We start from the raw sequence: 25243 nt of genomic DNA on the forward strand, positions 1-25243 counted from the left end.
CTTCCAGGGAATGCTCAATGGTCAACACCACCGCCCTCCATCCCGGCTTCATGATCGTACATGGCAACCGCCTCGACGATTTGCGCAGCTTGGTGGTGAGCTGGATGCGGCGTTACCCGTTAGCGCCACTGGAAAATGAAATCGCCCTGGTGCAGAGCAACGGCATCGCCCAGTGGCTAAAACTGGCGCTGGCTGAAGACCCTGAAGAAGGTGACCTAGGCGGCTGTGGTATTGCCGCCGCGATCGATGTGCAACTGCCCGGTAGCTTCATGTGGCAGCTTTACCGACGAGTGCTGGGCCGCGATGAGATCCCCGAAGTTTCCCTGCTCGACAAAGCACCGCTGACCTGGCGCCTCATGCGCCTGCTTCCGGCGTTGATCGAGCGCCCGCATTTCGAGCCCCTGCGCCGTTTTCTCACCGACGATAGCGACCTGCGCAAGCGTTACCAGCTTGCCGAGCGCCTGGCCGACCTGTTCGACCAGTACCAAGTCTACCGAGCCGACTGGCTCAAGGACTGGGCTGCCGGCGAGCACATCCTCAATACCGCCCGTGGCGAGCGTAAACCCTTGCCCCCTGGCAATCGCTGGCAGGCCGAATTGTGGCGGGCGCTGCTGGACGATGTCGGCGAGCAGGGCATGGCGCAAAGCCGTGCAGGTGTGCATCAACGGTTCATCGAGCGTATCAACAGCCTGGAGCAGGCACCTGTCGGCCTGCCATCGCGCGTGATCGTGTTCGGTATCTCCTCCCTGCCAGCGCAAGCATTGGAGGCTTTGGCGGGGCTTGCCCGGTTCAGCCAGGTACTGCTTTGCGTCCACAACCCGTGTCGCCATCACTGGGCTGATATCGTCGCCGACAAAGACCTGCTGCGGCATCAGTACAAACGCCAACAACGCAAGCAAGGCATGCCGCTCCTGCTGGATGACCAATCGCTACACCAGCATGCTCATCCGCTGCTGGCCGCCTGGGGCAAGCAGGGCCGTGATTACATCAACCTGCTCGACAGCTATGACGACCCCGGCAGCTACCGCGGCGTATTCAGCGAAGGGCGCATCGACCTGTTCAGCGAAGCTTCGCCGACCACGCTGCTTAACCAACTGCAGGATGACATCCTCGAACTGCGTCCACTTGCCGAAACCCGCGAACGCTGGCCGCAAGTCGACCTCGCGCAGGACCGTTCGATGCGCTTCCATGTCGCGCACAGCCCGCAACGCGAGGTGGAAATTCTCCACGACCAGTTACTGGCCCGCTTCAGCGCCGATCCTACGCTGCGCCCGCGCGATGTGATCGTGATGCTGCCGGCAATCGACACTTATGCACCCCATATCCGCGCCGTGTTCGGCCAATTGCAGCGCAACGACCCACGCTACATCCCGTTCACCCTCACCGACCAAGGCCAGCGCGGTCGAGAGCCCTTGCTGATTGCCCTGGAGCACCTGCTCAAGCTGCCAGACAGCCGCTTTGCGGTCAGTGAAGTGCTCGACCTGCTGGACGTGCCGGCAGTACGGGCCCGCTTCGGTATCCGTGAAAGCGATTTGCCCACGCTTCATCGCTGGATCGAAGGTGCCGGTATCCGCTGGGGCCTGAACGCCGAGCAACGGGCCAGCCTCGGCTTGCCTGAAGGCCTGGAACAGAACAGCTGGCGTTTCGGCCTGCGGCGCATGTTGTTGGGTTATGCCGTAGGTGTGGGTGAGGGGTGTGATGGCATTGAACCCTATGACGAAATCGGCGGCCTCGATGCGGCACTGATCGGCCCCTTGGTAGCCCTGCTGGACGCCCTTGAGGTGGCCTGCCAGGCACTGGCACAGCCGGCGACCGTCACCGAGTGGGGCGAGCGCTTGAATGCCTTGCTGCAGGTGTTTTTCCTGGCCGAAGGTGAGCACGACGAGTTTCTGCTGATGCAGTTGCAGGACCTGCGCGACGCCTGGCTGGAAGTGTGCGAAACCGTCGGCCTGCAAGACGCGCTACCGCTGACGGTGGTCCGCGAAGCGTGGTTGTCGGGTCTTGACCAAGGCAAGCTGTCCCAGCGCTTCTTGGCGGGGTCGGTGAACTTCTGCACCCTCATGCCCATGCGCGCCATCCCGTTCCGCGTGGTCTGCCTGCTGGGCATGAACGATGGTGACTACCCACGCGCCCAGCAGCCGCTGGACTTCGACCTGATGGCCAGCGACTACCGCCCCGGTGATCGCTCGCGCCGTGAAGATGACCGTTACCTGTTGCTCGAAGCGCTGCTGTCGGCACGGGATCAGCTTTATGTCAGTTGGGTCGGGCGCAGCATCCGCGACAACAGCGAGCGCCCCGCCTCGGTGCTGATCGGCCAGTTGCGTGATCATGTGGCTGCCGGCTGGCGTTTGGCCGGTGCAGAGGACGGGCCAGGCCAAGGGCCGGATGAACGCTTGCTGCACGCCTTGACCCAGGAGCACCCGCTGCAGCCGTTCAGCCCGCGCTACTTCCAGAAGGGCAGCCCGTTGTTCAGCTTCGCCCATGAATGGCAGCTGCTGCATCGGCAAGGGCAGGACGCCACGCAGGTCGAGCCGGCTTTGCCTCCTTATGTCGACGACGAAGCACTGAGCCTGACGCAGCTGAACGATTTTCTTCGCCACCCGGTGCGGCACTTCTTCAGCCAGCGCCTGAAGGTGTTCTTCGAGGCCCTGGAGGCGCCGACCCCGGATGAAGAGCCGTTCGTCCTCGATACGCTGCAACGCTACAGCGCCAGTGAAACCCTGTTGAATGCCGCGCTGGCCGACCCGGCGAATGCCGAGCAGGCCTTGCAGGTGCAGGCACGCCGCCTGCAAGCGTGTGGCGTGTTGCCGCTTGCCGGTTTTGGCGCACTGTTGCAGGCCGATCTGATTCAGCCGCTGCCTGACCTGCTGCAACGCCATCGTCAGTTGTTGCAGCGTTGGCCACACCTGGTCGAAGGCGCATTGCCTGTGCATTACGCACAGGGCACGCACCGGCTGGAAGGCTGGCTAGGCCGGGTTTACCAGGCTGATGATCAAAGCCTGCTAAGCATCACCACCGTCCCGAACACCATCAGTGCCGGGCGCAACAACTATAAATGGCACCGGTTGATCGCACCCTGGGTCATGCACCTGGCTGCCTGCGCTGCGGGTTATCCGCTGAACAGTGCGCTGGTGGCCAGTGACCTGACCTTGCTCCTGGCACCTTTACCGCAAGACCAGGCGGCGCAATTGCTCGGCGACCTGTTGGTTGCCCGCCAGGCCGCCATGAATGCGCCGCTGCCGGTGGCGGCCAAAACGGCCTTCGCCTGGCTGGCCCAGGACGATGCCGACAAAGCGCTGGCCGCGGCTGCTCGCGCCTATGAAGGCGATGAGCGCAACAGTTTTGGCGAGCGCAGCGAGAGCATCGCCCTGGCGCGGCAGTTCCGTGACTTCGCCGCGCTCACCGCCGACGAAACCTTTGAAGGTTGGTGCGAAACCCTGTACCGCCCCTTGTTCAACGCACCCTGGCAGGCCCTGGGCAACCCGGAGAGTGGCGCATGACCCAGGACCGTCCCCTGGCACTGAGTTTCCCCTTGCACGGCAGCCAGCTGATTGAAGCAAGTGCCGGTACCGGCAAGACGTTTACCATTTCGGCGCTGTACCTGCGGCTTATCCTCGGGCACGGGGGCGAACAGGCCTTCGGCCGTGAACTGCTGCCCCCGCAGATTCTGGTGGTGACCTTTACCGACGCCGCCACCAAAGAGCTGCGCGAACGTATCCGCGCCCGCTTGGCCGAGGCGGCGCGGTTCTTCCGTGGCGAGCTTGACGCTGCCGACCCACTGCTGCACCAGTTGCGCGACGATTACCCGCAGGAGGCTTGGCCACGTTGTGCCAGCCGCCTGGAAATCGCCGTGCAATGGATGGACGAAGCCGCGGTGTCGACCATCCACGGTTGGTGCCAGCGCATGCTTCGCGAGCACGCGTTCGACAGCGGCAGCCTGTTCACTCAAACACTCGAGACCGATCACAGCGATTTGCTGGGCCAGGTCATGCGCGATTACTGGCGCCGGTTCTGCTATGGCATGCAAGGTGAGGCCCTGGCTTGGGTGCGTGGGCATTGGGGCAGCCCCGACGCGCTGTTGCCGCGGATTCGCCCGCTGTTCGGCCGGGTACGGGCACAGCAGGACGAGCAAGCGCCCGAAGCGTTGATTCAAACCGCGCTTGGGCAACGCACCGAGCAGTTGGTTGCGCTCAAGGCGCCCTGGGCACAATGGGCCGATGAGCTGCGGCAGATCTGCCGCGATGCCGTGGCCGCCAAGCAGGCCGACGGGCGCAAGATGCAGGCACGCTATTTTGAACCTTGGTTCGACAAGCTGTGCGCCTGGGCCGGCGAGGAGCAGGCCGTCGAGCTCGATCTTGGCACCGGCTTCACCCGCCTGACGCCAGCGGGCATGGCCGAGGCGTGGAAGTCTGGGGAGCCACCCGATCACCCCGGGCTGCACGCCATGCAAACGCTGCAGCAACAGTTGCAGGCCCTCGCCAGCCCGGATGCGCAGTTGCTTGAACACGCTGCTGGCTGGGTGTCGGCGCGCTTCGAAGTGGAAAAGCGCCGGCGCGCCGAGATGGGCTTCGACGACATGCTGCTGCGGCTGCAACATGCCTTGGCCAGTGAGGCCGGCGAGCGCCTGGCCGGGTTGATTCGTGAGCAGTTCCCGGTAGCGCTGATCGACGAATTTCAGGACACCGACCCGGTCCAGTACGGGATTTTCGAGCGGATCTACCAGATCAGCGAGAACCGCTCTGAAACCGGGCTGTTCATGATTGGCGACCCCAAGCAGGCGATCTACGCCTTCCGCGGTGCCGACATCTATACCTACCTCGCCGCCCGGCGCGCCACCACCGGGCGTCTGCACAGCCTGGACACCAACTACCGTTCGAGCCAGGCCATGGTCGCGGCGGTCAACCAGGTGTTTCTCCAGGCCGAGGCCAGAGGCGAGGGGCGAGGGGCGTTTCTGTTCCGTGAAGCGCAAGACAACCCGTTGCCCTTCATCGAGGTCCGCGCCAAAGGCCGTAGCGAGCACCTGCTGGTGGACGGCCAGCCAAGCGCAGCCCTGCAATGCTGGCACCTGCAGAGCGAAGAGCCGATATCGAGCAGCGTTTACCGCCAGCACCTGGCTGCCAGCTGCGCCAGCCATATCGTCGCCTTGCTCAACGGCGGGCAGCAGGGTACGGCGGGTTTCCGCAACGGCGAAGGTGAACTGCGTCCCTGCCTGCCTTCGGATATCGCCATTCTCGTGCGCGACGGCCACGAGGCACAGATGATCCGTGCCGAACTGGCCGCGCGTGAGGTGCGCAGCGTGTACCTGTCCGACAAGGACTCGGTGTTCGCCGCCCAAGAGGCGCATGACCTGCTGGCCTGGCTCAAGGCCTGCGCCGAGCCGGATTCGGAGCGCCTGCTCAAGGCCGCGCTGGCCAGCCTTACGCTCGACCTGTCACTGGCGGCGCTGGACAAGCTGAACCAGGACGAACGGGTGTGGGAAGACTGGGTCATGCGTTTTCGGCGCTATCGCGATACCTGGCAGCGCCAAGGTGTGTTGCCGATGCTGCGCCACCTGCTGCACGACTTCCAGTTGCCGCGCACGCTCATCGCCCGCAGTGACGGCGAGCGTGTGCTAACCAACCTGCTGCACCTGGCCGAGCTGCTGCAACAGGCGGCGGGCGAGCTTGATGGCGAGCAAGCGTTGATTCGTCACCTGGCCGAACACCTGGCCAGCTCCGGTCAGGCCGGTGAAGAACAGATCCTGCGGCTGGAGAGCGATGAGCAACTGGTCAAAGTGGTGACCATCCACAAGTCCAAGGGCCTCGAATACCCCTTGGTCTACTTGCCGTTCATCTGCACCAGCAAGCCCGTGGACGGTACCCGCCTGCCCTTGGCCTGGCATGACAGCCAAGGCAACGCGCACCTGACGTTAACCCCTGACCAGGAACAGATCGCCCGCGCCGACGACGAGCGCCTGGCCGAAGACCTGCGTCTGCTCTACGTGGCCCTGACCCGCGCCCAGCATGCCTGCTGGCTTGGCGTCGCCGACCTCAAGCGCGGCAACCAGAAGAGCTCGCAACTGCACCGCTCAGCCCTCGGTTACCTGCTTGGCGGTGGCCTTGCGTTGACCGGGTCCGGGCAATTGGCGGACTGGCTGCAGGCGTTGGCATCAAGCTGCCCGTACATTGAGTGCCCGCCGCTGCCGCTGGCCGACGTTCAGCTGTATCGCACGCCGCACGCCGAGCGTGAGCTGCTGCCCGCGCGCAAGCCCCGGCGAGCGGCCGCCGAGCACTGGTGGATTGCGTCCTATAGTGCCTTGCGCGTCGGGGACCAGACCCTCGGTGCCGACAGCTCACAGGCCCAGCAACTTCTGGATGACGAAGTCCTCGATGCGCAACTGCTGCGCGAGGTGCCGGCTGAAGGGGGGGATATCCACCGCTTCCCACGCGGGCCAAACCCCGGCACCTTCCTGCATGGCCTGCTGGAATGGGCCGGCCGAGAAGGTTTCGCCGAAGTCAGCGGCAACCCCGAGCTGATCGAGCGCACGGTCGGGCAGCGCTGCAATCGCCGTGACTGGACTGGCTGGATCCCGACGCTGACGCCGTGGCTGCGCCAGTTGCTGAACGAACCGCTGCCTGTCCTGGCCCACGACGCAAGCCTCACCCTGGCGCACCTGCGTCACTACCAGATCGAAATGGAATTCTGGTTCGCCAGCCATCAGGTCGACGCCGAACAGCTCGATCAACTGGTGGCGCGTTATACGCACCCAGGCCAGGCGCGGCCGGCGGCACAGCCGACGCTGCTCAACGGCATGTTCAAGGGCTTCATCGACCTGGCCTTCGAGCTGGACGGGCGCTATTACGTGGCCGATTACAAATCCAACTGGCTGGGCCCGGACATCCAGTCCTACGACAGCCAGGCCATGGAAAAGGCCATCCTCGAGCATCGTTACGACTTGCAGTACGTGCTCTACCTGCTGGCCCTGCACCGCCAACTGCGCGCCCGCTTGCCTGACTACGATTACGACCGCCATGTCGGCGGCGCCCTGTTCATCTTCCTGCGCGGTGCCAACAGCAGCGGTCATGGCGTGTACTTCGTCAAGCCGCCGCGGGCACTGATAGAAGCCCTCGATGCGCTGTTCCGTGGCGAGCATGCACCCACGCAGCAGGACCTGTTTGCCGGAGCCGCGCCATGAGCCGAACCCTCACCGACCTGCTGCCCACGCCGCTGCACGCCGAACACCTGCTGGCCCTGGCGCCGCAGCGTGTCAGCGCTGACCTGCTGCAACTGCTGGACCGTTGGGTCGAGCGTGGCTGGCTGCGAGCCCTCGACCGCGCGTTCGTGTCGTTTCTCGAAGAGCGTGCCCCGGGCAGCGACCCCTTGCTGTTGCTGGCGGCTGCCCTGGCGAGCCATCAGCTGGGCCACGGCCATGTCTGCCTGGACTTGCAGCAAACCCTGGCCGAACCGGACTTTGCGCTGTCGCTGCCGCCAGAAGGCGACGCCTTGATCGGCCCCTTGCTGCTGCCTTCGCAACTGCTTGCAGACCTGGACCTTCAGGCCTGGCGCCAGCGCATCGCTGCCAGCCCACTGGTGGCCGCTGGCGACACGCCAGGCCAGCAGGCACGGCCGCTGGTGCTCAGCGGCGAGCGCCTGTACCTGCGCCGCTACTGGAACTACGAACGGCGCATCGACCAGAACTTGCGCCAGCGCCTGAGCCAGGATGAAGCCGCACCGGCTGACTTGCCGGCGCGCCTGGCACAGCTGTTCGACGCGGGTGCCCTGGCCGGTCAGGTTGATTGGCAAAAGCTTGCGTGCGCCCTGGCGACCCGCGCCGGCTTCAGCATCATCACCGGCGGCCCTGGCACCGGCAAGACCACCACGGTGGTGCGCCTGCTGGCCTTGCTGCAGGCCCCGGCGGTGGAGCAGGGCAGGCCTCTGCGTATTCGCCTGGCCGCGCCGACCGGCAAGGCCGCTGCGCGCTTGACCGAATCCATTGGCCAGCAGGTCGAGCGCCTGCAAGTCAGCGCAGCCGTGCGCGGGCAGATCCCCACCGAGGTCAGCACCGTGCACCGGCTGCTGGGCAGCCGCCCCGGGTCGCGGCATTTCCGTCATCACGCGGGCAACCCGTTGCCATTGGACGTGCTGGTGGTCGACGAAGCCTCGATGATCGACCTGGAGATGATGGCCAACCTCCTCGATGCCCTGCCACCCCGCGCACGGCTGATCCTGCTGGGTGACAAAGACCAGTTGGCCTCGGTCGAGGCGGGGGCGGTATTGGGCGACCTGTGCCGGGATGCCGAAGAGGGCTGTTACTCACCCGCGACCCAGGCGTGGCTGGAGCAGATTGGTGGCCAGTCGCTGGAAGGCAGCGGTCTCAAAGCCGGTGATGCGCAGCGCAATCCGCTGGCCCAGCAGGTAGTGATGCTGCGTTTCTCCCGGCGCTTCGGCGAAGGCAGCGGGATTGGGCAGTTGGCGCGGCTGGTCAACCGTCAGGAATCCCATGCCGCGCGTAATCTGCTCGCGATGCCACCGCCGGATGTCAACGGCCTGGCGCTGAAGAACGAACACGATCGGGCCTTCGACCGTCTACTGCTCGACGGCCTCAACCGCGGCGCAGAAGGGCCTCAAGGCTATCGCAGCTACCTGCGGACCTTGGGGCGCTATCGGCCGGCTCCGGCCACCGCGTTCGATGACCCGCTCTGGGAACAATGGGCAAGCAAGGTGCTGCACAGTTTCGAGGACTTCCAGCTGCTGTGCGCGGTACGCAGGGGCGCATGGGGTGTCGAAGGCCTTAACGAACGGGTGGCGCGGGTGCTGCACAACGCCGGGCTGATCGACGCTCAGCAGCCTTGGTACGAGGGCCGGCCGGTGCTGGTGACCCGCAACGACTATGGCCTGGGCCTGATGAACGGCGACATCGGCATTGCCTTGCGCCTGCCCGACGAGCGGGGCGAGCCCCTGCTACGGGTTGCCTTCCCGCGTAACGACGGCAACGGTGGGGTACGTTTCGTCTTGCCAAGCCGGCTCAACGAAGTGGAAACCGTGTTCGCCATGACGGTGCACAAGTCCCAGGGCTCGGAGTTCAGCCATACCGCCCTGGTGCTGCCGGACGCCCTTAACCCGGTGCTGACCAAGGAGCTTGTGTACACCGGCATCACCCGCGCCAAGCATTGCTTCAGCCTGATCGAACCACGGCAGGGCATCTTCGAGGAGGCGGTGTCGCGCAAGGTGCGGCGCATTTCCGGCCTGATGCTCGAACAGGTCTGACACTGGCCGCCAGGTACGATTGGCGGCCATGTGCTATCGTTGCGCCAACATCTGAAAGGACTTCGAGAGATTTCCCACATGACCGTGGCCGGAAGGCGAGTGACACGCTGTACGCTTTCGCTGTTGCTGGCGGTCCTGTTACTACTGGCAGGCCCTGCCTGGGCGGAAACCTCAGCAACCGCTGTGCAGGCACAGCAACGTGCCAAGGCTGTCACCCAGGTGGTGTTGGGGATCTTCAGTTACGCCCGCTGGCCCGTCGAGCCTACGCCCCTGCGCCTGTGCCTGATCGGCCCCACCGAATACGCAGACGATTTGATCAAGGGCCATGTGCAAGAGTCCGGGCGGCCGCTGCAGGTGCGTCGGCTGCTGGCGGACGATGCGCAGGTTGCCCAGGCCTGTGATGCCATCTACATCGGTAAACTCGATCAGGGCCAGCGCGACCGCTTGTTCCAGCGTGTCAGCGGCCACCCGGTGCTGAGCATCAGTGAGGCCGACGACCCGTGTACGGTCGGCAGCCTGTTCTGCCTGCGGGTCAGCGATCAGCAGGTGGCCTTTGAAGTGAACCTCGATTCCGTGGCCCGTTCCGGCGTACGCATCCACCCCAGTGTGCTGCAATTGTCGCGGCGCCGAGGTGCGCAGCCATGAAAACGACCAACAGGCGTATTCGCCCGACCCTGCGTTCAGTGCTCGGCCGTGGGCACCTAAGCGTCGCCCTGCTCGCCGTGGGCCTGGTCGGTATTTCGCTGACCGTGCTGGGCGTGCTTGCCCTGCAGGTCTATGCCAACCACAACCTGCACCTTATCGCCCGCTCGATCACCTACACCGTCGAAGCCGCCGTGGTGTTCGACGACAGCGTTGCGGCCAGTGAGGCGCTGGCACTGATTGCCAGTACCGAAGAGGTGGCCGACGCCAAGGTCTTCAACAATGAAGGCGAGCAACTGGCCCACTGGCAACGCAACGACAGCGGCATGCTCGCGCACTTGGAAACCCAGGTCGCCACCGCGCTGCTGGACGAGCCGGTCAACCTGCCGATCATTCACCAGCAGCAAAAGGTCGGGCATATCGAACTGATTGGCCAAGGCCGTAGCCTGTTGTTGTTCCTGCTCGGCGGGTTGGGCGGGATCCTGTTGTGCATGGTACTCAGCGCCGTCATCGCCCTGTATTTGTCGCGGCGCCTGCTCGGCGACATCGTTCGCCCATTGCGCGCCCTGGCCAGCGTTGCCCATGCTGCCCGCCGTGAACGTCGTTTCGACCGCCGCGTGCCAGAAGCCCCGATTGCCGAGCTTAACGAGCTGAGTAACGACTTCAACGCCTTGCTCGATGAACTGGAGGTGTGGCACAGCCACCTGCAGAGCGAAAACCAGACCCTCGCTCACCAGGCCAGCCACGACAGCCTGACCGGCCTGCCCAACCGCGCCTTTTTCGAAGGCCGCCTTAGCCGCAGCCTGCGCAACGCTGCGCGGCAGCAGGATCATCTGGCGCTGCTGTTCCTCGACAGTGACCACTTCAAGCAGATCAACGACAGCCTCGGCCATGCCGTGGGTGATGAAGTGCTGATCAGCGTGGCCGACCGCATTCGCGCCCAACTGCGTGAGCATGACCTGGTGGCGCGCCTGGGCGGCGACGAGTTCGCGGTGTTGCTGACACCGCTGCAGTCGCGCTCAGACGCCGAACTCATCGCCGAGAAAATCGTCGCCAGCATGAAACTGCCGGTACAGCTGGACAGTGGCAGCAGCATTGCCACCTCGCTGAGTGTCGGAATTGCCTTTTACCCCCAGGATGGCACTGACCCTGCCAGCCTTCTCGACGCCGCCGATGCGGCAATGTACCAGGCCAAGCGTAAGCACCGTGGCCATTGGCAAGTGGCGCAGACGGAACGGTCCGCCACCGAAATCAAGAACAGGAGTTGAACCCGTGATTCATCGTTTGCGTTTTCCCCTTTGGGCGTTGCTGCTCGCCATGCTGGCACTTACCGGTTGCCAGACCACACCCAAGGGGCTAACTGCTGAGCAAATCGCTGTGCTCAAGCGTGAAGGTTTTGCCCCGACTGATGAAGGTTGGGCGTTTGACCTGTCCGGCAAGGTACTGTTTGGCAGTGACCTGGACAGCCTCAATGGCCAGAGCCAGGCGATCGTCGAGCGAATTGGCAAAGCGTTGCTGGGCGTAGGTCTCCAACGCGTGCGGGTGGATGGCCACGCGGATGCGTCGGGCAGGGCCACCTATAACCAGCAATTGTCCGAGCGCCGCGCACAGAGCGTGGCCAGAACGCTGATCGGCGTCGGCATGCCCGCGCAGAACATCCAGACCCGCGGCCTGGGCAGCACCCAGCCGGTGGCGGACAACCGCAGCAGCGCCGGACGCACCGAAAATCGACGCGTATCGATTATCGTGGCGTCCTACTGAACAGACCCACCCTGTACGGGGCTGTGGCTGAGGGCGGCGTCATCCCTGAGCAAACCGCATTTCGCGGCGCATTCGCCACTGTCGACTAGGCAAAGAGAGAAATGTCGCAAACCATGGGGCCTTGATGTGGGCCCCGGTGGCGATTGTTCCAAGTTGTGTATCGGCTTTAGTTACAACCCCCCCTGTTAGGCTTTGTACGAAAAGTATGGTCATCCGTCGTTGTGGGAGCGGGCTTGCCCCGCGATCTGCCGCAACGCGGCAGCAAAGCCTGAATTCTCGGCGTCTTTGCACTATTTGATATCGGGTATAGGAGCGCTTCGCACTCCATCGCGGGGCAAGCCCGCTCCCACAAGAACTTTCGTACAGAGCCTAATACTGGTTAGGATGGGGCTCCCTGACTCCTTGTCGATCTACCCTTGAGCAAACTGCATTTCGCGGGTCTCGCCCATCAACAACGGCGCATTCGCCTCGGTCACCTCGCGAATGTAATCCCACAACAGGGTTATCCGCTTCAGCTTCCTCAAGTCCTCCCGGCAATACATCCAAAACTGCCGCGTCACCTCGATCTCCTCCGGTAACACCGTTACCAGCCGCGGGTCCTGCGCCGCCAGAAAACACGGCAAGATTGCCAGCCCACGCCCCTGCAATGCTGCGGTGTACTGGGCAATCACGCTGGTACTGCGCAAATGCGCGTTGGCATTGGGAATCAGGTTGGCCAGGTACAACAGCTCCGAACTGAACGCCAGGTCATCCACATAACTAATGAACGGGTGCTTCGCCAAGTCCCCGACCTGCCGAATCGGCGCGTGGTTATCCAGGTATGTCTGGGTGGCGTACAGCCGCAGCCGGTAGTCGCACAGCTTGCAGCACACATAGGGGCCGTGTTCAGGGCGTTCCAGGGCGATGACGATATCCGCCTCGCGCTTGGACAGGCTGATGAAGTGCGGCAACGGCAAGATGTCCACCGAAATGGCCGGATACGCATCGACGAAGTGGCTGAGTTGCGGCGTGACGAAGAAGCTGCCAAAGCCTTCGGTGCAGCCCATGCGCACATGCCCCGACAACGCCACGCCCGACCCCGAAACCTGCTCGCACGCCATGTGCAAAGTGCTTTCGATCGACTCGGCATAACCCAGCAGGCGCTGACCTTCGGCGGTCAGGACGAAGCCGTTGGTCCGGGATTTTTCGAACAACAACGTGCCCAGCGCACCCTCCAGCGAGGTGATGCGCCGTGACACCGTGGTGTAGTCGACGCTCAGGCGCTTGGCGGCGCTACTGGCTTTGCGGGTGCGGGCCACTTCGAGGAAGAACTTCAGGTCGTCCCAGTTGAGCGCGCTCAGGGATGTGAGGTCTTTTTGCATGATGATCCGGTTTTTTTGTGCGTTCTTGTTGGATGTTTGCACATCTATACTCGAAAAAAGCCCCAGGACGCCACCTCGCGTTTGCACGGCGCTGGCGATCTCGACCCGACAATAATTCCAAGGAGAACCCAGATGAACGCACCTCAATCCCCCGACCAGACCAAGGTCGCGCAGGTCAAGCTGCTGATCGATGGCCAATGGGTCGAATCCAAGACCACCGAATGGCGCGACATCGTCAACCCGGCCACCCAAGAAGTGTTGGCGCGGGTGCCGTTCGCCACCGTCGAGGAAGTCGACGCTGCCGTGGCCGCTGCCCATCGCGCCTTCAAGACCTGGCGTGACACCCCAATCGGCGCGCGCATGCGCATCATGCTCAAGCTGCAGGCGCTGATCCGCGAACACACCAAACGCATCGCCCAAACCCTCAGCGCCGAGCAGGGCAAAACCCTCGCCGATGCCGAAGGCGACATCTTCCGCGGCCTGGAAGTGGTCGAGCACGCCGCTTCGATCGGCACCCTGCAGATGGGCGAGTTCGCCGAGAACGTTGCCGGTGGCGTCGACACCTACACCCTGCGCCAGCCGATCGGCGTGTGCGCGGGCATCACCCCGTTCAACTTCCCGGCCATGATCCCGCTGTGGATGTTCCCCATGGCCATCGTCTGCGGCAATACCTTCGTGCTCAAGCCTTCCGAGCAGGACCCACTGTCGACCATGATGCTGGTTGAGCTGGCGCTGGAAGCCGGCGTGCCGGCCGGTGTGCTCAACGTGGTGCACGGCGGCAAGCAGGTAGTGGATGCGATCTGCACCCATCAAGACATCAAGGCGATCTCGTTCGTCGGCTCTACCGAAGTCGGCACCCACGTCTACAACCTGGGCAGCCAGCACGGCAAGCGCGTGCAGTCGATGATGGGCGCGAAGAACCACGCCGTGGTGCTGCCTGACGCTAACCGCACCCAAACCGTCAACGCCCTGGTCGGCGCGGCTTTTGGCGCTGCCGGCCAGCGCTGCATGGCAACCTCCGTGGCGGTGCTGGTGGGCAAGGCCCGCGAGTGGCTGCCGGACATCAAAGAGGCCGCGAGCAAGCTCAAGGTCAATGCCGGCTCCGAGCCGGGCACCGATGTCGGGCCGGTGGTGTCCAAGCGGGCCAAGGAGCGGGTACTGGGCTTGATCGAAAGCGGCATCAAGGAAGGCGCCAAGCTCGAACTCGATGGCCGCGGCGTCACGGTGCCGGGCTATGAGCAAGGCAACTTCGTTGGCCCGACCCTGTTCTCTGGGGTGAAAACCCACATGCAGGTCTACACCCAGGAAATCTTCGGCCCGATGTTGGTGACCTTGGAAGTCGACACCCTCGATGAAGCCATCGCCCTGGTCAACAGCAACCCGTTCGGCAACGGCACCGGCCTGTTCACCCAGAGCGGTGCTGCTGCACGCAAGTTCCAGAGCGAGATCGACATCGGCCAGGTCGGCATCAACATCCCGATCCCGGTACCGGTACCGTTCTTCAGCTTCACCGGCTCGCGCGGCTCCAAGCTGGGTGATCTCGGCCCTTACGGCAAGCAAGTGGTGCAGTTCTACACTCAGACCAAGACCGTCACCGCCCGCTGGTTCGATGATGACAGCGTCAATGACGGTGTGAACACCACCATCAGCCTGCGCTAAGGAGTTCGCCATGCGTATTGCATTCATCGGCCTGGGCAACATGGGCGCGCCCATGGCCCGCAACCTGATCAAGGCCGGGCATCAGCTGAACCTGTTTGACCTGAACAAGACCGTGCTGGCCGAGCTCGCCGAACTGGGCGGGCAGGTCAGCCCGTCACCCAAGGAAGCGGCGGCCAACAGTGAGCTGGTGATCACCATGCTGCCGGCCGCAGCCCATGTGCGCAGCGTCTACCTGAACGATGATGGCGTGCTGGCGGGCATACGCCCCGGCACGCCGACCGTGGACTGCAGCACCATCGACCCGCAGACCGCCCGCGAGGTGTCCAAGGCCGCAGCGGCCAAGGGCGTCGACATGGGCGATGCTCCGGTGTCCGGAGGTACGGGCGGCGCGGCGGCCGGCACCCTGACCTTCATGGTCGGTGCCAGTGCCGAGCTGTTTGCCACGCTCAAACCGGTGCTGGAGCAGATGGGCCGCAACATCGTGCACTGTGGTGAGGTCGGCACAGGGCAGATCGCCAAGATCTGCAACAACCTGCTGCTGGGCATCTCGATGATCGGCGTGTCAGAGGCCATGGCCCTGGGTAACGCGCTGGGCATCGACACCAAGGTGCTGGCCGGCATCATCAACAGCTCGACCGGGCGTTGCTGGAGTTCGGACACATACAACCCGTGGCCTGGCATCATCGAGACCGCACCGGCTTCACGCGGTTACACCGGCGGCTTTGGTGCCGAATTGATGCTCAAAGACTTGGGGCTGGCTACCGAAGCTGCACGCCAGGCGCACCAACCGGTGATTTTGGGTGCCGTGGCACAGCAGCTGTATCAGGCAATGAGCCTGCGCGGGGAGGGTGGTAAAGACTTCTCGGCCATCGTCGAGGGATACCGCAAGCAGGATTGACGAGCGAGGTGTATTTCATCGCGGGCCAGGCGGCCTTCCCTCTGTAACTGCGCACCAGAGGGAGGGGCACCTGCTCCGCGATTTTTTTTGCCCTGAACGTGCAGGCTTGAATGCCTCTTGTAGGAGCAGCCTTGTGCTGCGAAGAGGCCAACCAAGGCAACACAATTGCTATGCCTGGTTTGGCCCTTTCGCAGCGCAAGGCTGCTCCTACAGGGGGATTTGCAGCCTAAGGAATCAGGCGAACACGAAGTACTTGCGCACGGTTTCGACCACTTCCCAGGTGCCTTTCATACCAGGTTCGATCACGAATACATCACCGGCTTTCAGGTGCTTCGGCTCTTCGCCTTCCGGGGTGATGATGCAGTAGCCGTCGAGGAAGTGGCAGAACTCCCACTTGTCATAGTTGACCTCGAACTTGCCCGGGGTGCAGATCCAGGTACCCATGATCTTGCTGCCGTCGGCCGACAGGTAGGCGTTCAGGTTGACGGTGTGCGGATCGCCGCCGATGCGCTTCCACTTGGTGGCGTCCACGACCGGCGTCGGGCAGGTTTCGCGCAGGACGGTGATGAAATCGGACATGGCACAACTCCTGGTGACTGGCTGAATGACTCGACACCATAGGGCCATTGGCCGCGCCGCAGTTGCCTGGGCTCGACGTCCAGGTGCCTGACTGCGCTATGTGGATCAGCGGCAGCTCTGACACTGGAGTCGGCCCTGGCGGAGCAGGGCGGGGGCAACTTGATGTGGGCGGCGCACTACCTGAGTGGTATGGCCAAAGCATTGCTGGATGATGCGGCGCAGGGGTTAGAAGGCTGAGCTATGGGTCGGCTGGGCCGGCCTCTTCGCGGGTAAACCCGCTCCTACAGGGATTGGCGTTGCACCTGTGGGGGCAGGTTTACCCGCGAAGAGGCGCATCTTTCTCAAGCCCACCAATACCGCACAAAGTGGAAAAACACCGGCGCCGCAAAGCACACCGAGTCCATCCGGTCGAGCATGCCGCCGTGGCCTTCGATCATGTGCCCCCAGTCTTTCACCCCGCGGTCACGCTTGATCGCCGACATGACCAGCCCGCCGAAGAAACCCATGGCGTTCACGGTCAGGGCCATCAGTGCCGCCTGCCAGAAGTTGAACGGGGTGATCCAGCACAGCAGGGCGCCGATCAGTGTGGCCAGTGCCACGCCACCGACGAGGCCTTCGAGGGTTTTCGAGGGCGACAGGTTGGGCGCCACCTTGCGTTTGCCGAACAGCTTGCCGCACACGTATTGCAGCACGTCGCTGATTTGCACCACGAGGATCAGCCAGGCGATCAGCAGCAGGTTGCGGCCCTCGAACCCGGGGATGTCGAGGGTCATCAGCGCGGGCACCGAAGACACGCAATACACCGCGATCATCAGCCCCCATTGCACCTTTGACGCGCGCTCGAGAAAGCGCGTGGTGTCGCCGCCGAAACTGGCAAGGATCGGCAGCAGCAAAAACAGATACACCGGGATGAAAATACTGAACAAGCCATACCAGTCCATGGCGATCAGCACGTACTGCACCGGCAGCGCCACATAGAACGCCGCCACCAACGCCGGGTAGTCGCTGCGCCGGGTCGGGGTGAGGGTCATGAACTCGCGCAGCGCATAGAACGACACGCCGTAGAACAGCACGATCACGCCGTACTTGCCGAACAGGAAGGCGATGCCGATCACCAGCACCATCACCCACCAGGCGTTGATGCGGGCGTTGAGGTTGTCGATCACCGCATGCGGCGCGGGGCCGGCACGCCACTTGAGCAGGCGGCCGATCACGCTGGCGAGCAGCAGCAGGGCGCCGATGCCGGCGAACAGCGAAAGGGTATTGTCGTCCATGTCAGGCATCCTTCGGCGCCAGGTTCAGCAGGGCCTGGCTGGCCCGCTCGAGAAAGGCCTGCTTGTTTTCATCAGCCAGCAGGTGGAGAGGTTCGCCAAAGCTCAGCGTGCATAGCAGCGGCAATGGCAGGGCGCGGCCCTTGGGCATGACCCGGTTGAGGTTGGCGATCCACACCGGCACCAGCTCGACGTCGGGGTTGGCCGCAGCCAAATGGTACAGGCCGCTTCTGAATGGCATGAGCGGCTCGTCGCCCAGGTTGCGGGTGCCTTCCGGGAAGAAGATCAACGAATCGCCCTGGGCCACGGCCTCAAGAATCGGCTGCAGGGGGCTGCCTTGGCCTTCTGCGCGCTGGCGGTCGATCAAGACGCCGTTGAACACCTTGCGGATGAGAAAGTCGCGAATACCGGGCTTCGCCCAGTAGTCGGCCCCGGCCACCGGGCGGGTGCGCCTGCGCAAAGGTTCTGGCAGCGAGGCCCAGAGCAGCACGAAGTCGCCGTGGCTGCTGTGGTTGGCGAAGTACAGGCGTTGCACCGGCTGCGGTGTGCAGCCGAGCCATAACGCACGGGCGCCAGTGATCAGCCGGGCGGCCGAGGTGATGACGAAGGCGGTCAAGGTCGCAAGCATGGGGCGGTGGTCATCCGGTAAAGGGCAGTGTCAGCAGGGTAGCCAAGGCCAGCAACAGTTGCAGGCCCAGGCACATGGCTTGGCGGCGCAGCAGGGCCAGTGCGGCTTGGCTGCGAGCGGGCCAGTCGCGGCTATCCTTGGCATGCGGTTTCAGGTTGAGGTCGAACAAGGCACGGTCCAGCGCTTGCGTGTCTGCCGGCAGGTCTTGGCTGGCGCCAAGGTGGGCGAACAGTTCGGCGTCCAGGGCCACGCGGATGGCCCAATACTTGTGCAGCACGCCGAGCGCCAGCAGCAGCGCGCACAGCAGGCTGCCCAGTGGCGGCAGCGAGGCGCCCAACAAGGGCGCCAGGCCAACGCCCAGGGCGAGCAGCGTGATGCCGTCCGACAGGCGCTCCAGCTGGCGGCCCCGGGCCAGTAGGCTGGCAGTCAGTTGCAGGTTCATCGCTGTGCGCCAAGTTGTTGCAGGGCCTGTCGATGGGCCGCGTGCAAGACCACGCCAGCGCGTGCGCTGCGTATCCGCTGTTCAGCTTGGTCGGCATTTGTGCAGCGCCCCGTGAGTACCAGCCAGGCCGCCACGGCGCTGGCGCTGCGCGAATATCCCAGGGCGCAACAGACCAGCAGAGGGCCTTGCTGGCGCAACTGCTCGATAGCGTTTGCAGCTTCGTGCAACAGGTTGCTGTCTGGCACGATCAAGTCCAGGGTGGGAAGCGAGCGGTAGTTCTGAGCGGTGAGAGCGGCCCCAGTGCGGCACGGCAGCTCGGCGCAAAGGTCGACGATGGCAACGAACTGCGCGCCCTCACCACGGCCAGGAATCCGCCCCAGGAATACCCCATCACACACCTCATCCGCCTGCGGATGGCGCCGTGTCCAGACCCTGGAATTGATCCACGCCCCGATCAGATAGGGCAGCAGCAGCCAGGTCGCGGCGCTGGACAAGCGCCCATCCGCGCCCTTCTGAAAACCACCCGCGCCGAACAAACCGTAGTTCAGTGCCACCCACAACAGCGCCACGGCTGGCCATGACAGCCACAACCCGGCACCGCCCACCGCGTACGCCAGCCCCGCGCACAGCAAGGCCCCAACGCCATAACACAGCGCCAGCCGCTGGCATTTGCCATCGTGCGCAAGGCGGGCCTGCTGCCATGGCAGGCGACCTTGCCACGGCCATAGCCATAAGCACACAAACCCTGCCAATGCCCCGGTGGGCACGTCGATGAAGTGATGCTGCCAGGTGGTCAGCACCGACACGCCGATCAACGCCATCCAGCCATGCATCACCCAGCGCCAGGGCTGGCGGTGCACGTGCCGGGCGAACATCGTCCAGATGATCACCAGCAACGCGATGTGCAGCGAAGGCGCCTGGTTGTAAGGCTTGTCGAAGCCCATCAGCACATCGAACAGCCAGCCGAACAGCCCAGCCATTTCTGGCCGTTCGAAGGTGAACCGCAGCGGCCAGAGCAGGAAGCAACTGACGCTGATCACCTGCGCCGTGAGCAGCGCCAAGGCATGCCGGTCCATCTCCTGGCGCGTGCGTGGCAGCAGGAAGGACAACCCGTACAGCAGGTCGATCGACCAGTACGGGATGATCGTCCAGGGCCACAGCGGCATGCCGTGCTCCCAGCCGAACACCAGGCTGCCGACATCACTGCGGCTGGCGGTGTGGGTGTTCACCAGCCCATAGCTGAGGAAGAAAAACGGCCCCAGCAGCAACAGCCAGAACACGCCACGCCGAATCAGCCCGGGCTCACGCGTTGGGTTCATTCACGCACCCGTTGCGCCAGGCTGACGCTGAAGATGCCCCATTCGTCGATGCGCTGGGCCAGCTTGCGGAAGCCCGCCGCCTCTACCAGTTGGTCCATCTCTGCCTGGCTGCGCCGGCGCATCACCCACGCCTCGCCGCCGCGATGGCTGGTCAGGGCACGCGCGATCATCTCCAGTTGAGGGTGCCAAGGTTGGCCTGTGTAGACCAGGTAACCGCCTGCTTCGACGGCATCGGCAAGGCCGGCCAGGGAATTGCTTACCAACGCGTTGCTAGGGAAGAGTTCGTACAGGCCAGACACCACGGCCAGCGTAGGCCCAGGTTGCAGCGCCGCGAGGCTGGCGCGGTCGAAGGCATCGCCCTGGACGAAGCGAGCAACCTCGGCCAGGCCTTTTTCCGCGATCAATGCGCTGCCTTGTTGCACGTTCAGTTCGCTGTAGTCGCGCAGCAGGATGGAGTCGGGCCGTTGTTCGAGTTCCTCCAAGGCTTCGAGGATGTAACGGCCGTGGCCGGCGGCGATGTCGACGATATGCACCGGCCGCTGCTCGGCGCGCAGGCGGGCAATGGCCTCGCGCAGCAGTTCTTCGACGTGCAGTTTGCGCTGGCGAATGCCGCGCCAGCCGATGGCGTTGAGGTAGTTCTGGTCGACCACGCGGCCCAGATTGCCTTTGCCCGTCGGCTGGTTGCGGTAGACGTAGTCGAGGGTGCTGCCAGAGTCGAAGCCGGTGTCGAACCCAAGCTTCACGCCTTCGGCCAGCCCTTTGCCCAGGCGCAGGCTTGCACGGGTGGCGCGCCAGTAGAGGTCGCGGGGCGAGTTGCGTGGCAAGGGCGCGGCCAGGCTTTCGGCTTCGGCGCAGCTGGCGCCGACCTTGTCGGCATCGAGCAGCGAAGGCGCGGTAACAGGGCTGTCGAAGCAATGTGCGACGAAGCGCTCGATGCGCTTCAGCGCATGGGCGCGGTCGCGTTCACCGAGGGTGTCATGGAAAAAGCCCGGGAGGATGTGCATTTCTTTACGTGCACTGCCCAGGCGCTCGAAAAAGCGCTCCTGCGGTTTGCGCTCGACCACAAGGTCCGCGCCAGAGACCAGCAACTGCGTCGGTACCTGAATAGCCTGGGCGTCAGCCACCACACGGTCGGCGGCTTCGTACAGGCCCAGCAGCATGGTCACCGAAATCGGCCGGCTGATCAGCGGGTCGGCCACGTACGACATGACCCGCTCGGGGTCATGGGTAAGCAGGCGCGGCTTGACGTAACTGTTGACGAAGAAGTTGCCGCGCACGGCCTTGAGCAGCTTCAGGCCGGGCCGCGCGAAGGGCACATACAGCTTGACCTTGAACGCCGGCGAGGCCAGCACCAGGCAGCGTACCTTGGGCGCGTAGTCGTGGGCCCAGGTGGCGATCAGCACGGCGCCGACGCTTTGCGCCAGCACCACCATGTCGTGCTCGGCGATGCCGTGCACGGTCTGCAGATGCTCGATGAAGGTCTGCACGTCGCGCACGCTGGTGGCAAACCCTGGGCTGTCGCCGCGGGCGCCCGGCGACTGGCCGTGGCCGCGGGCATCCCAGGCGAAGAAATCGTAGCCCGGCATGTCCAGTTCGTCGGCCAGGTGGGCCATGCGCCCGCCGTGTTCGTGGCCACGGTGGAACATCACCACGGCGCGGCGCGGCTGGTGTTCATTGCGTGTCGCGGGCCAATGACGGTAGTGCAACTCGACACCGTCATGGGTAGAGAAATGCAGCGATTGCGCTTGGCGCATGGCGAGAATCCTTGTCCGGCGGCGATGGGCTCAGCGGGCTTCGACCAGCCCTTGGCGAACCCGGTTGTAGAGGGTATAGAGCGAGAGCGCGAAGATGACCAGCAAGAGGCCGTTGAGCCAGGTGGCGTTGAGCAGGCCGAACGCAACGCCGGTGCCCAGTACGCCAAAAGCGAATGCCCGGTCGCTCTTGCCCATCGGCCCGTCGTAGCGGCGCGAGGCGCCTGCCAGCGGGCCCATGACGCCGGCGTATTCGCTAAACGTCGCACTCAGCACCACCAGCACCACCAGGCTGGGCCACACGCCAGCCAGCAGGGCGAATGGCAAGTACAGCGCGGCGTCGGCGATCACGTCGCACAGTTCGTTGAGGTAGGCACCGAGCCTGGATTGCTGGCCGAATTCCCGCGCGAGCATGCCGTCCACGGCGTTGAGCGCCATGCGCAGCAACATCCACAGCGGGATGAGGATGAACAGCCAGGTGATGTGGCTGAACCCGGCCAGCAGCAGGCCCAGCAGGACCGAGACCAAGGCGGCGGCGACGGTGACCTGGTTGGCGGTGACGCCACGGTCGTAGAGGCGCTTGACGCCGGGCCGGAGCAAGGCCTGGAAGCGGGGTTTGAGCTGGTAGATCGAGGGCACTTGGAACTCCTTTTCGTGGTGCAGCGTGATTGTGGGCAAAGAGCCCCAGTGGCCGCAAGCGCCGGAGCAGATTTACGCCTATTCGTGTAGGAGCGGCCTTGCGTCGCGAACGGGGCGCGCAGCGGCCCCAGATTTCAGGGTCCTCGCAGATATTGCTGGGGCCGCTTCGCAGCCCTTTCGCGACGCAAGGCCGCTCCTACAAAAAACGTGCATTGGGCGAAGGTAGCCTCAGCCTGCCAAGCGCTTGACCAAGCCCGCCGCATAGCCGGGCAACGCTGCAAAGTCCCGCGCGCACACCATCAATTGGCGGTTGGCCCAGTCCTCGCGAAGCGCCACCCAGTGCAGCGGCAACAGCCCTTGCCAGCGTTGCACCGAAGCCAAGGGCACAACGCCGACCCCGGCGCCCCCCGCGACCATGCGCAGCACCCCATCGAAGCCATCGGCTCGTACCCGTACGCGCATCCGCAAGCCTTCACGCAGGGCCTGTTCCTCCAGGTACAAGGCCAATGCGCTGTCTGCTCCCAGCCCGACATGACCATGGGCCAGGCTGTCGATGAAGCTCGGCGCAGGGTGTGCCGCCAGCGGATGCGCAAGGGGGGTCACCAACACCAGTGGGTCATCGCGAAAGGGCAGGGTCTGCAAATGCTCGCTGGGCGCCGCAGTCGAAATGATCCCCAGGTCGGCGATGCCTTGGGTAATCGACTGCACGATGCGCAAGCTTGGCAGCTCTTGGACATCGACACTGACCCCGGGGTTCTGTGCCAGATAACTGGCCAGCAATTCGGGCAGGTACTCGGTCAGCGCCGCAGTGTTGCACAACAGCCGCACCTGGCCCTGCAGCCCCTGGGCGTACTGGCTCAGGTCGAATTGCAGGCGCTCCACTTGCTGCGCGATCAGGCGGGCATGCTGCAACAGCGCCTGCCCGGCAGGCGTCGCTTGTACGCCGCGGCGATTGCGCGCTAGCAATTGCGTGCCCAGGGACGCTTCCATCGCGCGGATGCGCGCACTGGCAGCCGGCAGCGACAGATGGCTGCGCCGGGCGCCGGCAGTGATATTGCCGCATTCCAGGGTGTGCCGGAAAAGCGCGAGGTCGATCAGGTCGAAATGCATGTGCCTCTGTCCTGGCAATAGTCAGGCTGAGTATATGGCAGATTTTCAGCCAGCCTGGCGCACGCCATCATGGCCCTATGAATACCTTGATCGCGTTCTATCAACACATTGGCCCGGCACTGACACTGCTGGTGGTCATCACCTTTCTGCTGGCCGGCACCGTCAAAGGCGTCATCGGCCTCGGCTTGCCGACCATCGCCATGGGCCTGCTGGGCCTGGCTATGCCGCCTGCGCAGGCTGCCGCTTTACTCATCGTGCCGTCGACACTCACCAACCTCTGGCAGCTGGCTGCCGGTGGTCATCTGCGGGTGCTGCTGCGTCGCCTGGGGCCGATGCTGGTGATGATCTTTGTCGGCACCCTGGTTGGCAGTGCATGGCTGGGCATCAACAGTGGCGCGTGGGCCGCGCATGCGCTGGGCGCCGCGTTGCTGGTGTATGCGGTGTATGGGCTGATGGGCCCAGGGTTGCGCGTGGCGCAAGCGCGGGAAGGGTGGCTGGGGCCGCTGTGCGGCTTGGTGACGGGCGTCGTCACGGCCGCTACCGGGGTATTCGTGATGCCGGCAGTGCCGTACCTGCAAAGCCTTGGCCTGAACCGCGACGAGATGATCCAGGCCTTGGGCCTGTCGTTTACGGTCTCGACCCTGGCGCTGGCCTTGGGCCTGGCTGGGCAAGATGCCTTGGGCGGCCAGGCGCTAGGTGCTTCATTGCTGATGCTGGCGCCAGCACTGGTGGGCATGCTGGCGGGGCAGTGGTTGCGTCAGCGCATCAGTGCCGCGCTGTTCAAACGCTGCTTCTTCATTGGCTTGGCCGTGCTCGGCGGCCATCTGCTGATCAACGGTTAGCAGACGAGGCGCTGAGCATGTCGATCAACTGGATATCGAACTCGCGCTCCAGGTAGTCCATGCGCTTTTCGAAGAACGCGACCATGTGCGGCAGGGCCGAGTGCACATCCAGTGCAGCTTTGTCCGCCCACACTTCGTAGAACACGAACAGGCTCGGGTCAGCCTTGTCGCGCAGCATGTGGTACTCGATGCACCCCGGTTCCAGGCGGCTGGGTTCGACATAGGCGCGGAACAGGGTTTCGAAGGCTTCGGCCATTTCCGGGCGGGTCTTGGCTTTGAGGATAAATGCGTACTGCTCGCTCATGGATCGCTACTCGCTGGTGAATGATGAACGGATTCTAAGGCAATAATTAGCTGGCCATTCGTGATTTGAAGGCAATTGTATTTTGACTGATGGCCGCTGTTTCCCCTGCCGCTGAGTCTCTAATCTGCCGGTCATCCAATTTGACTCGATCCAGGCAGCACGCCCTCGGATCGACATCGCCAAATCGAGGCCAGCATGAAAAACATCCTTCTGCTCAACGGTGGTAAACAGTTCGCTCACTCCGATGGCCGCCTTAACGCGACCCTGCACGAAGCGGCCCTCGCTCACCTGGACCGTGCCGGTTTCGACGTGCGCCAGACCTTCATCGATGGCGGTTACGATGTGCGGGAAGAGGTCGAGAAATTTCTTTGGGCCGACGTGGTGATCTACCAGATGCCCGGTTGGTGGATGGGCGCACCGTGGACGGTGAAGAAGTACATCGATGACGTCTTCACCGAAGGCCATGGCAGCCTGTACGCCAACGACGGCCGGACCCGTTCGGATGCCTCGCAGAAGTACGGCAGCGGTGGCTTGATTCAAGGCAAGCAGTACATGTTGTCACTGACCTGGAACGCCCCGCAGCAGGCGTTTGACGACCCCAGCGATTTCTTCGAGGGCAAGGGTGTGGACGCCGTGTATTTCCCGTTCCACAAGGCCAACCAGTTCCTTGGCATGACCGGCTTGCCGACCTTCCTGGCGGTGGATGTGATGAAGCGCCCGGATGTGCCAGCGGCATTGGCAGCGTATGAAGCGCACCTGGACAAGGTATTTGGCAAAGCTGTGTAAGTGCC

At 64.0% G+C, this 25243-nt stretch carries 21 protein-coding genes; 11 read left to right on the forward strand and 10 right to left on the reverse strand.

Annotated elements, in window-relative coordinates; all coding sequences use genetic code 11:
• Positions 1-17: 17 nt before the first annotated feature.
• The 6 genes from recC to AB7M33_RS12820 all read left to right on the forward strand — a co-directional run bounded on the left by recC (position 18) and on the right by AB7M33_RS12820 (position 11649).
• Positions 18-3500 carry an exodeoxyribonuclease V subunit gamma gene (gene recC, locus AB7M33_RS12795; RefSeq protein WP_454242930.1) on the forward strand — a complete coding sequence of 1161 codons (3483 nt, stop codon included), beginning with the start codon at positions 18-20 and terminating at the stop codon, positions 3498-3500.
• Positions 3497-7174 (forward strand): exodeoxyribonuclease V subunit beta, encoded by a 3678-nt coding sequence (recB, locus tag AB7M33_RS12800; protein WP_454242931.1) that lies wholly within the window; start codon positions 3497-3499, stop codon positions 7172-7174. Before recC ends, recB begins: the two co-directional genes overlap by 4 nt.
• On the forward strand, positions 7171-9246 hold the full coding sequence (gene recD, locus AB7M33_RS12805; RefSeq protein WP_265970010.1) for an exodeoxyribonuclease V subunit alpha: 2076 nt from the start codon (positions 7171-7173) through the stop codon (positions 9244-9246). Before recB ends, recD begins: the two co-directional genes overlap by 4 nt.
• 78 nt (positions 9247-9324) lie before the next feature.
• Positions 9325-9891: a YfiR family protein gene (locus tag AB7M33_RS12810; protein ID WP_099430460.1), complete on the forward strand. Its 567-nt coding sequence runs from the start codon at positions 9325-9327 to the stop codon at positions 9889-9891.
• A complete protein-coding gene (locus AB7M33_RS12815) occupies positions 9888-11156 on the forward strand; it encodes a diguanylate cyclase domain-containing protein (RefSeq protein WP_454242932.1) in 1269 nt (422 codons plus the stop codon). The genes AB7M33_RS12810 and AB7M33_RS12815 overlap by 4 nt, the downstream gene beginning before the upstream one ends.
• A gap of 4 nt (positions 11157-11160) precedes the next feature.
• Positions 11161-11649 carry an OmpA family protein gene (locus AB7M33_RS12820; protein WP_027595459.1) on the forward strand — a complete coding sequence of 163 codons (489 nt, stop codon included), beginning with the start codon at positions 11161-11163 and terminating at the stop codon, positions 11647-11649.
• A 410-nt stretch (positions 11650-12059) separates the two neighbouring features.
• Here the strand turns inward: AB7M33_RS12820 and AB7M33_RS12825 are convergent, their stop codons facing one another.
• Positions 12060-13010: a LysR family transcriptional regulator gene (locus AB7M33_RS12825; RefSeq protein WP_099430457.1), complete on the reverse strand. Its 951-nt coding sequence runs from the start codon at positions 13008-13010 to the stop codon at positions 12060-12062.
• A gap of 132 nt (positions 13011-13142) precedes the next feature.
• Here AB7M33_RS12825 and AB7M33_RS12830 point away from each other — a divergent pair, with 132 nt between their 5' ends.
• Together AB7M33_RS12830 and mmsB are read left to right on the forward strand one after the other, a co-directional pair.
• On the forward strand, positions 13143-14669 hold the full coding sequence (locus AB7M33_RS12830) for a CoA-acylating methylmalonate-semialdehyde dehydrogenase (RefSeq protein WP_454242933.1): 1527 nt from the start codon (positions 13143-13145) through the stop codon (positions 14667-14669).
• A 10-nt stretch (positions 14670-14679) separates the two neighbouring features.
• A complete protein-coding gene (mmsB, locus tag AB7M33_RS12835; protein WP_027595454.1) occupies positions 14680-15567 on the forward strand; it encodes a 3-hydroxyisobutyrate dehydrogenase in 888 nt (295 codons plus the stop codon).
• 234 nt (positions 15568-15801) lie between these two features.
• On the opposite strand, the gene AB7M33_RS12840 is transcribed toward mmsB, so the two are convergent.
• On the reverse strand, positions 15802-16146 hold the full coding sequence (locus AB7M33_RS12840; protein WP_003251579.1) for a cupin domain-containing protein: 345 nt from the start codon (positions 16144-16146) through the stop codon (positions 15802-15804).
• 87 nt (positions 16147-16233) lie between these two features.
• Here AB7M33_RS12840 and AB7M33_RS12845 point away from each other — a divergent pair, with 87 nt between their 5' ends.
• Positions 16234-16383: a DUF3077 domain-containing protein gene (locus AB7M33_RS12845; protein WP_454244219.1), complete on the forward strand. Its 150-nt coding sequence runs from the start codon at positions 16234-16236 to the stop codon at positions 16381-16383.
• Positions 16384-16487: 104 nt separating this feature from the next.
• Here the strand turns inward: AB7M33_RS12845 and AB7M33_RS12850 are convergent, their stop codons facing one another.
• The 7 genes from AB7M33_RS12850 to AB7M33_RS12880 all read right to left on the reverse strand — a co-directional run bounded on the left by AB7M33_RS12850 (position 16488) and on the right by AB7M33_RS12880 (position 23306).
• A complete protein-coding gene (locus AB7M33_RS12850; protein ID WP_027595453.1) occupies positions 16488-17420 on the reverse strand; it encodes a phosphatidate cytidylyltransferase in 933 nt (310 codons plus the stop codon).
• A gap of 1 nt (position 17421) precedes the next feature.
• On the reverse strand, positions 17422-18045 hold the full coding sequence (locus tag AB7M33_RS12855) for a lysophospholipid acyltransferase family protein (protein ID WP_027595452.1): 624 nt from the start codon (positions 18043-18045) through the stop codon (positions 17422-17424).
• Positions 18046-18055: 10 nt separating this feature from the next.
• Positions 18056-18487, reverse strand: a complete 432-nt coding sequence (locus AB7M33_RS12860) for a hypothetical protein (RefSeq protein ID WP_454242934.1) — start codon at positions 18485-18487, stop codon at positions 18056-18058.
• Positions 18484-19806 (reverse strand): phosphatase PAP2/dual specificity phosphatase family protein, encoded by a 1323-nt coding sequence (locus AB7M33_RS12865; protein ID WP_454242935.1) that lies wholly within the window; start codon positions 19804-19806, stop codon positions 18484-18486. The genes AB7M33_RS12860 and AB7M33_RS12865 overlap by 4 nt, the downstream gene beginning before the upstream one ends.
• Positions 19803-21560 (reverse strand): bifunctional alpha/beta hydrolase/class I SAM-dependent methyltransferase, encoded by a 1758-nt coding sequence (locus AB7M33_RS12870; RefSeq protein WP_454242936.1) that lies wholly within the window; start codon positions 21558-21560, stop codon positions 19803-19805. Before AB7M33_RS12870 ends, AB7M33_RS12865 begins: the two co-directional genes overlap by 4 nt.
• 30 nt (positions 21561-21590) lie before the next feature.
• Complete coding sequence (locus AB7M33_RS12875) at positions 21591-22196, reverse strand: CDP-alcohol phosphatidyltransferase family protein (RefSeq protein WP_027595449.1); 606 nt, start codon at positions 22194-22196, stop codon at positions 21591-21593.
• 228 nt (positions 22197-22424) lie between these two features.
• Positions 22425-23306, reverse strand: a complete 882-nt coding sequence (locus AB7M33_RS12880) for a LysR substrate-binding domain-containing protein (protein ID WP_454242937.1) — start codon at positions 23304-23306, stop codon at positions 22425-22427.
• A 77-nt stretch (positions 23307-23383) separates the two neighbouring features.
• Here AB7M33_RS12880 and AB7M33_RS12885 point away from each other — a divergent pair, with 77 nt between their 5' ends.
• On the forward strand, positions 23384-24148 hold the full coding sequence (locus AB7M33_RS12885; RefSeq protein WP_099430446.1) for a sulfite exporter TauE/SafE family protein: 765 nt from the start codon (positions 23384-23386) through the stop codon (positions 24146-24148).
• Here AB7M33_RS12885 and AB7M33_RS12890 read toward each other — a convergent pair.
• A complete protein-coding gene (locus AB7M33_RS12890) occupies positions 24138-24452 on the reverse strand; it encodes a putative quinol monooxygenase (protein ID WP_274888361.1) in 315 nt (104 codons plus the stop codon). The two genes, AB7M33_RS12885 and AB7M33_RS12890, sit on opposite strands and share 11 nt — an antisense overlap.
• Positions 24453-24647: 195 nt before the next feature.
• Between AB7M33_RS12890 and AB7M33_RS12895 the strand changes: the two genes are divergently transcribed.
• Entirely contained in the window at positions 24648-25238 is a 591-nt protein-coding gene (locus AB7M33_RS12895) for an NAD(P)H-dependent oxidoreductase (protein ID WP_099455311.1), read from the forward strand.
• Positions 25239-25243: the final 5 nt, after the last annotated feature.

The sequence above is a fragment of the Pseudomonas sp. Y3 TE3536 genome, from assembly GCF_053629175.1.